This window comes from Parafannyhessea umbonata, from assembly GCF_012844235.1.
In the GTDB taxonomy this organism is placed as follows: domain Bacteria; phylum Actinomycetota; class Coriobacteriia; order Coriobacteriales; family Atopobiaceae; genus Parafannyhessea.
On sequence record NZ_JABAGR010000001.1, the window covers coordinates 218606 to 231213 of the forward strand.

Sequence of the window (12608 nt, forward strand, 5' to 3'; positions counted from 1 at the left end):
TGTTATCCAGCCATGGTTCTCACCCGACATCCTGCCATGTTCAAGTTCAGAGAAGAGTGATTGCGCGGCTATAAGACGGTCGTAGTCTGCCATATCGAGAATCGCGTAACGACCATGGCCATTTTTCGTAAGAAACACAGGTGAGCCAGGGCAGACCCCATCAAGCACCTCGCTGTAATTCCTCAGATTGGAAATGGGTTTAATCGTTGGCATGAGTTGAGTCCAATCATACGTAAAATAATACGTAGTATATTACAGCAATCCAGGTCGACAAGGATGATTTGCTTGTCGTGCGCCGATATAGCGTTGGGACAGATGTACATATAAATGCGGGCTAACTGAGCAATCTGTCCAACTCCCTGGCATCACACGTGTGTCGGTATGGTGTGGATTGCTTTGCGCTCACGTATCATATGCGCGTGACTTCTTGCCGCGAGACGCGGCCCGAATGGACGGGAGAGCAAATGCAGCGCAAGTACCCCAACCTCTGCAAGCCCATCACCCTTGGGAGGACCACGTTCAGGAACCGCATGTTCAGCGCGCCCATGGGTGGCACGGACATCACTAACGATGGCTGCATCGGTCCCAAGTCGACGGCGTTCTACGAGCTGAGGGGCAAGGGCGGCGCCGGCGCGGTCACCGTGTCCGAGTGCATGGTGCACCCGCAGACGGACGGCAGCCACGCCTACCACCTGGACGAGTCCATCCTCAACTCCCTGGCGTGCGCCACGTACACCGCGGACGCCATCCGCCGCCACGGCGCCATCCCGTCGCTGGAGCTTTCGCACTCCGGAATGTTCGCCGGCACGTACATGACGGACAAGACCCGCCAGCACGGGCTCAACCAGTGGGGCCCCTCGGATACCGTCCGCGCCGACGGCGTTGCCGTGCGCGCCCTGTCGCAGGAGCAGATCGCGGACATCGTCCGCGCCTACGGCTACGTGGCGGGGCTCGCAAAGCGCGCGGGCTTCGAGATGCTCATGATCCACGGTGGCCACGGATGGCTCATCAACCAGTTCCTCTCGCCCCTGTTCAACCACAGGACGGACGAGTACGGCGGCTCGCTCCAGAACCGCTGCCGCCTTGCCGTCGAGGTGCTCAAGTCCGTGCGCGAGGCCGTGGGACCCTTCTTCCCGATCGAGTTCCGCATGAGCGGCGCGGAGTTCTGCGAGGGAGGCTACGACCTGGAGGAGGGCGTGCGCATAGCCCAGGCCATCGAGCCCTACGTCGACCTCATCCACGTCTCGGCCGGCACGTACCAGAAGACGTTCGGCATCACCCACCCCTCCATGTTCGAGGCGCACGGTCGCAACGTCTACCTTGCCGCAGAGGTCAAGCGCCACGTGAGCAAGCCCGTCGCGACCATTGGCGGCCTGAACGACCCGGAGCAGATGGAGAAGATCGTGGCCTCGGGGCAGGCGGACGTCGTGTACATGGCGCGCGCCCTTCTCGCCGACCCCTTCCTTCCGCGCAAGGTGACCGAGGGGCGCGACGACGAGATCGTGCGCTGCCTGCGCTGCTTCACGTGCATGGCGGAGCGCGCGGCGACGTCCACGCGCCGCTGCACCGTGAACCCGCTCATCGGGCGCGAGTCCGAGAGCGACGAGGTCGTGCCCGTGCCGGAGTCCCGCCGCAAGAGGGTGCTTGTGGCGGGCGGCGGCCCCGGCGGCCTGTACGCGGCGTACACCGCGGCGCGCCGCGGCCACGACGTGCTGCTGTGCGAGAAGGAGGGCGAGCTTGGGGGAATCCTCAAGAGCGAGCGCGCCCTGCCGTTCAAGTACGAGATGTACGAGCTCACGGGCACCTACGAGCGGCTGGCGCGCAGGGCCGGCGTGCAGATCCGCCTGAACTGCGAGGTTACGCCCGAGCTGGTCGAGGCGGAGGGCGCGGACGCGCTCATCGTCGCGGTTGGCTCCTCGCCGCTCGTGCCGCCCATCCCCGGGCTCGACGGCGACAACGTTGTCGTGGTGAACGACTACTACAAGAACGTCGACCGCGTGAGCGACGACGTCGTGGTGTTTGGCGGCGGCCTCGCGGGATGCGAGTGCGCCATTCACCTGGGGCAGGAGGGCAAGCGGGTCCACCTTGTCGAGATGCGCGACGAGCTGGCGCCGGACGCGAACGTGCGGCACCGCCCGCTGCTGCTTCGCGAGGTCGAGAAGTACGTGACCGTCCACACCGGCTACAAGGGTCTGCGCGTGACCGCCGACGGCGTCGTGTGCGCGGACGCGAGCGGCGCCGAGCACCTGGTGCCGGGCACGACGGTCATCTGCGCGCTTGGCCAGCGCTCCAGGACGGGCGTGGCCGATGCCCTGCGGGACAGCGCTCCCTTCGTTCGCGTGATTGGCGACGCGGCGCGCGTGTCGACCATCACGAACGCCGTGTACTGGGGCTACCACGCGGCGCTCGACATCTAGGCGTCACGTACCGCGCGCGGCCGGGCGAGGGCGGTCGCGCGCGTCGGCGTCGGGCCCGGTCCGCGCCCGGCCGCTAGCTGTGGTCGCCCTGTCGGTACGCGTCGACGTAGCCGCGCAGAAGCTCCAGGTAGCGGCTTGCGATGGGCGAGGGCGGCCGGTCGTGCCGCCGCACGTAGCCCAGCTCCATGCGCTCGTCGCTCTCGAGCGGCACGGCCACGATCTGGCTGCCGTTCAGCGCCTCGGAGAGGATGCCGGAGGATATGGTGTAGCCACCCAGCCCTATGAGCAGGTTGAACAGCGTGGCACGGTCGGTCACGACGATGCTCTTCTCGGCAGGCTCCGTGATGTGGAGCTCCTCCGCGAAGTACGGCGAGTTGTGGATGCCCTGGTCGTAGCTCAGGCGCGGGTAGGGGCGCAGGTCGGCGAGCGTGACGGACGCGCGGTCCGCCAGGGGGTTGTCGCGGCTCACGAAGACGTGCGGCGTCGCCGTGAACAGCGGCTCGAACGCGAGCCCGGCCGCGCGCACCGCGTTAGATATCACGTCGCGGTTGAAGTGGCTGCGGTACAGGATCCCCAGCTCGCTGCGCTGCACGCGCACGTCGTCCAGGATGCCGGCCGTCGTGGACTCGCGCAGCGAGAACTCGTAGCTGCTGGCGCCGTGCTCGCGCACCAGCCGCACGAACGCGTTCACCACGAACGCGTAGTGCTGCGCGGACACGCCAAACACGCGGCGCACGCGGGTGCCGCCCTTGTACTCCGCCTCCAGGAGGTCCGCCTGCTCAACCACCTGTCGCGCGTACGAGAGGAAGCGCGTGCCCTCCTCTGTCAGCTCAACGCCCGTGCGCGACCGCGTGAAGATCGTGACGCCCATCTCGCGCTCCAGCTCCGCGACGGCCTTCGACAGGCTGGGCTGCGCAACGAACAGCCGCTCGGCCGCCGCCGTGAGCGAGCCCGACTCCGCCACCTGGATCACGTATCGCAGTTGCTGCAGCTTCATGCGCCACCTCCGTCCGCTCCATTCTGACACAACCGTCTGCCGCTCCGTCGGCCCCACGACCGCCACAAAGGCGGAACATGGTAGGAGGCATGCCGCGCCCGCGCGCCGCGGACGTGCCACAAGACAAGACACCCGTGCCGCACCCGCGCACGCGGCCGACGCCAGAAGGGACCATCCATATGAGAAGAGCAACCACCGCGCTCGCGAGGACCACCGCGGTCGCATGCGCAGGCGCCGTCGCGACCGCCGCCCTGGTGTCGCCGCGCAAGAACGACTCGTACGTGGACGCCCGCTGGGGCAAGATCCGCCAGCACCGCTTTGCCCACCGCGGCCTGCACGACCGCGACCTAGGCATCCCAGAAAACTCGCTCTCGGCGTTCCGGCGCGCCCGCGACCTGGGCTTTGGCGTGGAGCTCGACGTCCACCTCACCGCGGACGGCCAGCTTGCGGTCATTCACGACGCCAGCACGCGGCGCATGTGCGGACGCGCCCTCACGGTCGAGAAGAGCACCCTGCAGGACCTGCGCGAGCTTTGCCTGGACGGCACGGACGAGCGCATCCCCACCTTCGACGAGGCGCTTTCCGTGTTCGATGCGGACTGCGAGGGCGACGCGGACCCGCTGCCGCTCATCGTGGAGGTGAAGACCGAGGGCGCCGCGTGGCCGCGCGTGGCGGAGCTCTGCCACAAGACCATGGACGAGCTCGATTGCCACTGCGTCAGCTACTGCGTGGAGAGTTTCGACCCGCGCGTGCTGGTGTGGCTGCGCCGCCACCGCCCAGAGGTCGTCCGCGGCCAGCTGAGCAAGGACTACCTCGCAGCAACGTCCGCAAAGTCCGCGGCGTCCGCCCGCACGGGCGAGAAGAGCGCGCCCGCGCACCGGCAGGCCCTGGCCTCCGTCTGCACCGCCGCGCGCGACGCGGCTGCGACGTCCATGGTCGCAAACTCCCTTGCGCGGCCGGATTTCGTTGCGTACAAGTTCGCGGACCGCGCGACACCCGCGTTCAGGCTGGTTCAGGCCCTGGGCGCGAAGCCCGTGTTCTGGACCATAAAGAACCCGCAGGACCTTGCCGCCGCCGAGACTGAGGGTGGCGTCGCCATATTCGAGGGCTTCGTGCCGGATTCCACCCACGCCCAGGTGTAGGGCCCGCCCCCAGCAGCCGGCCCGCACCCAGCACCCGCCTACAGGAAGTAGCGCTCGATCGTCTCGGCCACGCCGTCGTGGTCGCAGTCGGCCGTGGTGCAGACGTCCGCGGCCGCGAGCGCCTGCGGCGTGGCGTTTGCCATCGCGACGCCCAGGCCGGCGCTGCGCAGCATGTCCAGGTCGTTGTCGCCGTCGCCCACGGCCACGACCTGCGACATCGTGATGCCTAGCTCGTCGCACAGGTGGGCGATGCCGCTGTCCTTGCGCACGCCGGGCGCCGTTATCTCCACCGATGCGCCCTCCGCAAACGCGACCTGTACGTCCGCGCCCGCAAGCTGAGCGCGCGTGCGCTCGCGCGCCTCCTGCGTAAAGTGGTACAGGTTGATCTTGACGGCCTTGTTGGGGTGAGTGCGCAGGAACTCGATGGGGTCGTCCATCTGCTCGTTCACCTGCGCCCACAGGCCCTTGTACTGGCCAAGCCCCAGCTCGTCCGCGCGCTCGACGTCCGCAAGGTTCAGGTATGCGCCGGTCTGCGTCAGCACGTTCACCAGGCAGCCGTTCGAAAGACCCGCGCGCACCGCCTGGATCGCGCCGTGGTTGGGGATGGTGGTCACGCTCACGCTGCGGCGCTCCCACAGGTCCATCACCACGGCGCCGTTTGCGCACACGGCGTAGCGCACGGGCGCGAGGTCGTGCCTCAGCGGCTCGAGCTCGCGGTACGCGCGGCCCGTGGCGATGGTCGCGAACGCGCCGGAGTCGGCAAGCCGACGCAGCGCCGCAGACGTAGCGGGCGACACCCTCTTGCCCGTGGTCAGGAGGGTGCCGTCCATGTCAAGCGCTATCAGGCGGTATGTGCCGGCCACCTACGCAAGCTCCTTCTGAAGGCGGTCCGCGATCGCGAGGATGAACTCCTCCGTGTCAAGCTGCCGCGGGTTCGGCAGCGTGGTGATGCGCGCCAGGTCGCCCGTCATCTTGCCGTCCTCGATGGTGCCGATGGTCGCCCTCTCGAGCGCGTCGGCAAAGCGCACCAGGTCGGGCGTGCCGTCCAGCTCGCCGCGCTTGCGCAGGGCGCCGGACCACGCGAAGATGGTCGCGACGGAGTTCGTCGAGGTCCTCTCGCCCCTCAGGTGCTTGTAGTAGTGGCGCTGCACCGTGCCGTGCGCCGCTTCGTACTCCCAGTAGCCGTGGGGGCTCACCAGCACGGACGTCATCATGGCCAGGCTGCCGAATGCGGTCGATACCATGTCGCTCATCACGTCGCCGTCGTAGTTCTTGCACGCCCAGATGAAGCCGCCCTCTGAGCGCATCACGCGGGCCACGGCGTCGTCTATCAGGGTATAGAAGTACTCGATGTCCGCAGCCTCGAACTTCTCCCTGTACTCCGTCTCGTACAGGTCCGCGAACACGTCCTTGAAGCGGTGGTCGTACGTCTTGCTGATGGTGTCCTTCGTGGCAAACCACAGGTCTTGCCTGGTCTCGAGCGCATAGCTAAAGCACGCGTGCGCAAAGCCGGTTATGGACTCGTCCAGGTTGTGCATGCCCTCCACCACGCCGGGGCCCGCGAACTCGTGCACGCAGACGGACTGCGGATCGCCGCCGTCGGCCGGCGTGTACGTCAGGTCGACCCTTCCGGGGCCGGGAACGCGCATCTCCACGTCGCGGTACACGTCGCCGTACGCGTGACGCGCGATGGTGATGGGCGCCTTCCACGTGCGCACGTACGGCTCGATGCCCTTCACCAGGATGGGCGCGCGAAACACGGTGCCGTCCAGCATGGCGCGGATGGTGCCGTTGGGGCTCTTCCACATCTTCTTGAGGTCGTATTCCTCCATGCGGGCCGCGTTCGGCGTGATGGTGGCGCACTTCACGGCCACGCCCAGGCGCTTCGTGGCGTTGGCGGAGTCGATCGTGACCTGGTCGTCGGTGGCGTTGCGGTTCTCGAGCCCCAGGTCGAAGTACTCGGTCCTCAGGTCGACGAACGGGACGATGAGGTCGTCCTTGATCATCTTCCACATGATGCGCGTCATCTCGTCCCCGTCCATCTCGACGAGGGGGGTCTTCATCAAAATCTTGGCCATCAAAACCTCCGAACGAGCGTCCGGGCGCCCCGGGCCGGCGGCCGCGGGCGCCAACCAGCGTTGAGCCTCACATCCGTGCGCGCGGCAGCCGCGGGCGCACGTACTTCTCGCCCACATGCCGCATGCGCCCCTAGTCTAGCGGCTTTCCTGCGCCCGTCTGGGCGAGAAGTGCCGCGCCACGTCGTTTTGTAGCGCAGATTAAACGTTTGCCTTCCGCTGGGGCGCGCCGCGGGGTCGAAGCGCGGCGCTTGCCCTACCATGAGGGGGGCGCGGCGCGGTGCCGCGCGGGAGGGGAGGACGCATGGCAGGCTCGCGCGTGACGGTGAGGGAGGTGGCCCGTGCCGCGGGCGTATCCGTTGCGACGGTGTCGCGCGTGATCAACCACAACGGCCGGTTCTCCGCCCAGACGGAGGCGCGCGTGCGCGAGGCGATCGAGCGCCTGCACTACCAGCCCAACCAGCTGGCGCGCGGCCTTCGCCAGCAGCGCGCGGACGCCGTGGGCGTGATCGTGCCCAACATCAGCAACGAGTTCTTCTCACGCATGATCGTGACGCTGCAGGCGGGGCTGTTTGCGGCCGGGCTCTCAATCGTGATCTACAACACCAACCACGACCCTGACATGGAGCGCCAATGCCACGCGTCGCTTGCGGCGCAGCGCGTGTCGGGCATCGTGAGCGCAAACAGCCTGGAGGACGTGCGCGCGGCCGTGCGCCGCGACGTGCCCACGCTTTACATCGACCGCGAGGTGCCCGAGGGCGACCTTGGCCCCAACGTCAGCTCCGTGATGAGCGACAACGTGGCCAGCGGGCGGCTTGCCGCGCAGGAGCTTGCGCGCTGCGGCTGTACGCGCCCGATGGTGCTTACGGCGACGGCCGGCTTTCCCGTGACGGAGGTGCGCACGCGCAGCTTTGCGCAGGAGCTTGCGCGCCTGGGCGTGCCCCTGGACGGAAGGCGCGTGATCCACCCGCCCGCGACGGACTTTCCCTCTGGCCACGACGCCGTGGCGGCGGCCCTGGACGCGGGGCTCGAGTTCGACGGCGTGTTTGCCCAGACGGACCGTCTGGCCATGGGTGCGCTGGAGGCGCTGCGCGAGCGCGGCGTGCGCGTGCCGCAGGACGTTGCCGTGGTGGGTCACGACGACATCCTGCTGGCGCGGTTTGGCCGCCCGCCGCTGACGACCATCGCGCAGGACCCGGAGCGCATAGGCAGCCTGGCCGCGCAGATCATGCTGCAGATGATAGCGGGGGAGCTTGGGCAGGGCCGCCACGAGCTGGTGCCCGTGCGCCTGGTGCGACGCGAGTCCACCATGCGCGGGCGAAACGTGTGATGGTGCGGGGCGCGTGCCGGAAGGACGGGAGGCCGCTGACCGGGAGCGCGCTGGGCGAGAAGTGCGCTAGGCGAGAAGTGCGCGGCCTTTGGGCCAGGCATGTTGACACGGGATGAGTAAACGTTTACGCTGACAGGCGACAAATGTGAGTAAACGATTACCCACAGGAGCGAACGCGACGGAAGGGAAGCGCAGGATGGAGCTCAACCAGTACATGGACCACACGCTGCTGAAGCAGAACGCCACGCAGGAGCAGCTGGGGAAGCTGTGCGACGAGGCACGCGAGTACCACTTCAAGACCGTGTCCATCAACGGCACGTGGACGGCATTTGCGGCGGAGCGACTGAAGGGCTCCGGCGTGGGCATCACCACGTGCATCAGCTTTCCGCTGGGCGCATGCAGCACCGCCGGAAAGGTGGCGGAAGCCAGGCAGGCTGTGGAGGACGGCACCACGGAGATTGACATGGTGCTGAACGTGGGCAGGCTGCTGAGCGGCGACGACGAGTACTGCACGAAGGACATCGCCGCCGTGGTGGAGGCGGCGCAGGGACACCCCGTGAAGGTGATCCTGGAGTGCTGCCTGCTGGACGACGACCAGATCGTGCGCGCGTGCAAGTGCGCCGAGGCCGCCGGGGCAGCGTTCGTGAAGACCTCGACCGGCTTCAGCACCGGTGGTGCTACCGTGCACGACGTGGAGCTCATGAAGCGCACGGTGGGAGACCGCCTGAAGATCAAGGCCGCGGGCGGCATCCACACGCGCGAGGACGCCCTTGCCATGATCGCCGCCGGCGCGGACCGCATTGGCGCGAGCGCGTCCGTCGCGATCTGCACGGAGTAGTCGGGCATCACAAAGCCAAAAGGCAGGGGGCCGTCCATCGCGGGCGGCCCCCTGCGTCTGTCTTGCCCGACGCCTCTTGCGGGCGTCGCGTGCTACTGTTGCGCGGCAGCGCGTCCAAGCCACGCCGGCTGCTCCGCGCTGATGATGCGGGCGCACACGCGGGCGCGGTCCAGGCTCATGATGGTGACGCCCTGGTAGTTGCCAGAGGGCTGCGGCGCAAGCACGAGCGCGCAGTCCGCCTGCGAGTCGCTTACCAGGCACAGCGGCAGCAGCAGCCTGACGGAGTCCGTCGTGGGGTCGAACGCGGGCGCCGCGATCCGATAGCTCGCGCGAACGCGGCACAGCGTGAGGGCGAGCGCCTCGTCCAGCGCGCGGCCAAGCCTGCGATACAGGCCGGGATCGGACTTGATGGCGCGCGCAAGTAGGGCCAGGTCCTTCTCGCCCGCGGGGGTGCCCTCCTGCGCCACGGCCTTTGCCAGCAGGTCGCGCGCCGTTGGCGACGCCTGCAGCTCGTCCTCCAGGAACGCGCGGGGCAGCACGCCCAGGCGGTGCGTGAGGATGGCGTCCGTGTCCAGCACGGCCAGGCGGCTGGTATCCGGCGTAACGTCGCCCAGGTCGCGCAGGTAGCTTACGGGTCGGGGCAGGGGGTCGAGCTTCGCCACGAGCTCGCCGCCCAGCTCGCCGGAGCCCGCGACGCAGAACCCGGCGGACTTCCAGCGGATGTCGCCCCTGTTGGGCGTGAAGCACGCGTAGATGTCCTGGCCGAACGGGGTGAAGAGCCCGGTGTCGAACGCGGCGAGCGAGCCGTCGGCCGCCTGTGCCACCAGGCCCTGCGCCATGGCGCGGTGGAACGTGACGCACAGGTACTCGCGCAGGATGCCGTAGCGGCTGGGCCTGCCGACGCCCTCGCCGGGGAAGTCCCAGTGCTCCGGCGCCGCCATGGTAGCGAGTGCGCCGAGGTAGGACTCCCACGAGCCCACCATCGCAAAGCGCGCGAGCTCGCGGATGGGGCTCGTGGCGGTGGTGCCGCGCGCCGGGCCGGAAAGCTCGCTCCACGCGCCCTCGTCCACCGTGGGCAGGCCCTCGATTCCCACGGGCTCGTGCATGGCGCCCGTGCCGTCGTCGCCGTCGATGCAGCTGATGCTCCAGCGCTTGCCGGCGCTGGCCTTGGCGGAGCGCTTCAGCGTGATGGTGACGGGCGTGCCGTCGTCCTCGTGCAGGTAGCGCAGGGGGAAGGTCACGCGGCTGCGCGTGCCGGTCAGAAGCGCCGTCGAGCGGGCGACGCTCCAGTCCTCGTCCAGCACGCCCATGACGTCCACGTCAAGTGGCAGCATCTGGTACAGCGCGCGCAGGAACTCGTCCTTGCAGTGGACGTCGAGCGATATGGTCTGCGGCAGGTCTGACTGGGCGCTGAGGGCGGGGCCCTCCGGCTGCGTCGCGACGTCGCGCGCCTGCGGTACGGGGCGCGCGGGCACGGCGGGACGCTGGTCCTCGAACGAGAAGCTTCCCTCCGCGGGCAGCGACCCCTCGGGCACGGGCTCCTCGTCCTGCGTCGGGTCGTAGGTGATGGTGAGCGAGATGGACGGGGCGTCCTCGACCACGGGCGCGGCCTTGGGCTCAGGCGCGGCCTCGGCCGCGGCGTCCGGGCTCTTCTCGCCCGCGGGCGGCTGCGCGGCGGGGGCGGGCTGCGGCTCGGGCTCCGCCTGCGGCGCGGCTTCCGGCTTGGGCTCTGGCATGGGCTCCGCCTGCGGCGTTGCAGCGGCTGCGTCCGCCTCGGTCGTGGGGTCGTACGTGATCGTGAGCCTGATGCCCTCGTGGTCCGGCGCGGCGGTCGCGGGCGTCGCCTTGGAGGGCGTCGCCTCCGTCGGAGAGGCCTCCGCGGGCGTCGCCTCGCCCTTGGCAGCGGGTGCGTGCTGCGGCAGCGGCGCCTCGTCCTTCTCGCCCGTCGGGCTTGCCGGCTCCTCCGCGTGCTGCGCGGCAGCCTTCGCCACGGGCTCCGGCTCTGCCTTTGGCGCCTGCCTCGGCTTCTTGTGGCGGGGCTTTGCGGGCTTTGCCACCTTTGCCGACTTCTTGCGCTTCCAGGACTTGCCGTTCTGCACGGCCTTCTTCTGCGCGGAGGGGGCCTCGGCCGCGGCAAGCGCGGCGTCCAGCTCCGGGCTCGCCAGCAGCGTCGCGTACGTGCGGCCCTTCTTGAACACGGTCAGCTTCACCATGTCGTCCAGGGCGCCCAGCAGCTCCGTCACGTCCTTGCAGTCAAGGTCGTCCGGGGCTATGTCGTCTGCTGCCAGCACCTCCTCGAAGCGCTGTATGCGCTCCTGCCTTCCGGTCCCGATCTGGTTCTTGAAGAGGCGGTACAGGTACAGGCGGTTGCCTGCGGTGATTCTGGACATGGTGGCGGACCTTCCTATGGTTTTCGCGGGGGGAGCGGGTCCCGGCGCGGTTGGTGTGTTTGAGCGGTGCGGTGGTTCGTTTGTGCTGGGGCGTCGCATGCGGGCGCGTGCGGCCGGCGGGCGGCCACGGCGCCGTGCGCGCCATCCCGTGCCGCACGAAACCGCGCCGCCGGTGCGAGCGACGGCAGCGTGCGGCATTGTGCGGGCCGGCACGTCGCGTGCCGGCCCCGGTGCCTAGTTCACCTTGCGCAGGACGCACTCCGCAATGCGCCTGCGGGCCTTGCGTGCCTCCGGTATGGGCAGCAGCGGCCAGTCGTGGTTCATGCCCTGGCCGATCACCATGTCGGACCGCACGCCCGCGGTGATCAGCTTCTGGGCGAGCTCCGCGCAGTCGGGATAGTAGATCTCGCGCGTGCCGGCAAGCAGCAGCACGTTGCGCAGGGCGCTCACGTCGCCGTTTATGGGGCTCAGGCGGAAGTTCTCTATCTCGTCCCCGTCGGCCCACAGGTCGCCCATCTGGGCCATGCCCCACGGGGCAAGCACCGGGTCCGCGTCAAAGTAGTCGCGGATCTTGGGATTGCGCATCGACAGGTCGAGCTCCGGGCTAATGAGCACCAGGTTCGCGGGCTGCTCAAGGTTGTACTGCGGCAGGCTCTCCGCCAGGCCCAGCGCAAGGCCGCCGCCGGCGGAGTCGCCCATCAGCGTGATGGCGTCCGTGCCGTAGCGCTTGCACAGGTTCTTGTACACGGTGGTGAGCTGGGTGTACGACTCGTCGTAGTCGTGCTCCGGCGCCAGCGGATAGATCGGCACCACGATCTCCGCGCCCGTCTCCTGGCACAGCTTGTCCACAAAGCGCCAGTGCGCGGGCGTGATCTGGCTCACGTACCCGCCGCCGTGCAGGTACAGGACGGCGTGCTCGTTCTTGCCGGTCGTCCCCACGTGGTAGACCTTCATGCCGTGGGACGTCTCGTCAAACACCAGCGACCTCAGGCGCAGCCACGACGGAATGTGGTACTCCTGCTCGTTGGCAATGCGGCTCTTCTCGATGAAGTCGTCGTAGCGTCCAAGGTCCTGGCCAAGCACGACGTTGCGAAAGCCCGTGGCGCGCAGCGCGCCCTCCATCGCGGTCGCGACGCCCGAGCGCCCAAACTTCGAGCGGGACCACAGCTCGAAGCCGCCCGCTGCGGCAGCGGCACCCGCGATGGCCCCGGTGACGGAGAGTATGGTCTTGGTGGTCTTCTTCATGCGGGCTCCAATCTTCTATACATGCTCTCTAGTCTACCCCACGCGCCGCGGCCGCAGTCGGCGCATCCGGCGGCCAGCGCGCCAGCGCGCGTGCGCCTAGCTGCGCATTGCCAACACGCCCTTGCGTCTGCCGTGCTAACGTGGTGTGTCGGCAAATTCCGCAAGCGGTCGGGG

At 68.6% G+C, this 12608-nt stretch carries 9 protein-coding genes; 4 read left to right on the plus strand and 5 right to left on the minus strand.

What is annotated here, in order from left to right:
- The first annotated feature begins 464 nt into the window (after positions 1-464).
- A complete protein-coding gene (locus HF885_RS00925; RefSeq protein ID WP_170103103.1) occupies positions 465-2417 on the plus strand; it encodes an FAD-dependent oxidoreductase in 1953 nt (650 codons plus the stop codon).
- Between the two features lie 73 nt (positions 2418-2490).
- Here HF885_RS00925 and HF885_RS00930 read toward each other — a convergent pair whose 3' ends face one another.
- On the minus strand, positions 2491-3414 hold the full coding sequence (locus HF885_RS00930) for a LysR family transcriptional regulator (RefSeq protein WP_170103104.1): 924 nt from the start codon (positions 3412-3414) through the stop codon (positions 2491-2493).
- A gap of 179 nt (positions 3415-3593) precedes the next feature.
- Between HF885_RS00930 and HF885_RS00935 the strand changes: the two genes are divergently transcribed.
- Positions 3594-4556: a glycerophosphodiester phosphodiesterase family protein gene (locus tag HF885_RS00935; protein ID WP_170103105.1), complete on the plus strand. Its 963-nt coding sequence runs from the start codon at positions 3594-3596 to the stop codon at positions 4554-4556.
- 38 nt (positions 4557-4594) lie between these two features.
- Here HF885_RS00935 and HF885_RS00940 read toward each other — a convergent pair whose 3' ends face one another.
- The gene (locus tag HF885_RS00940) at positions 4595-5419 is read right to left on the minus strand and encodes a Cof-type HAD-IIB family hydrolase (RefSeq protein WP_170103106.1); all 825 of its coding nucleotides are present in this window, start codon (positions 5417-5419) and stop codon (positions 4595-4597) included.
- Positions 5420-6634, minus strand: a complete 1215-nt coding sequence (locus HF885_RS00945) for an NADP-dependent isocitrate dehydrogenase (protein ID WP_170103107.1) — start codon at positions 6632-6634, stop codon at positions 5420-5422.
- A gap of 301 nt (positions 6635-6935) precedes the next feature.
- On the opposite strand from HF885_RS00945, the gene HF885_RS00950 reads away from it, so the two are divergent.
- Both HF885_RS00950 and deoC read left to right on the plus strand, forming a co-directional pair.
- A complete protein-coding gene (locus HF885_RS00950) occupies positions 6936-7961 on the plus strand; it encodes a LacI family DNA-binding transcriptional regulator (RefSeq protein WP_170103108.1) in 1026 nt (341 codons plus the stop codon).
- A 196-nt stretch (positions 7962-8157) separates the two neighbouring features.
- A complete protein-coding gene (gene deoC / locus HF885_RS00955) occupies positions 8158-8799 on the plus strand; it encodes a deoxyribose-phosphate aldolase (protein WP_170103109.1) in 642 nt (213 codons plus the stop codon).
- Between the two features lie 92 nt (positions 8800-8891).
- Here deoC and HF885_RS00960 read toward each other — a convergent pair whose 3' ends face one another.
- Together HF885_RS00960 and HF885_RS00965 are read right to left on the minus strand one after the other, a co-directional pair.
- Positions 8892-11189: a DUF3825 domain-containing protein gene (locus HF885_RS00960; RefSeq protein ID WP_170103110.1), complete on the minus strand. Its 2298-nt coding sequence runs from the start codon at positions 11187-11189 to the stop codon at positions 8892-8894.
- 234 nt (positions 11190-11423) lie between these two features.
- Positions 11424-12434, minus strand: coding sequence for an alpha/beta hydrolase fold domain-containing protein (locus HF885_RS00965; RefSeq protein ID WP_170103111.1), 1011 nt, complete (start codon positions 12432-12434; stop codon positions 11424-11426).
- Positions 12435-12608: the final 174 nt, after the last annotated feature.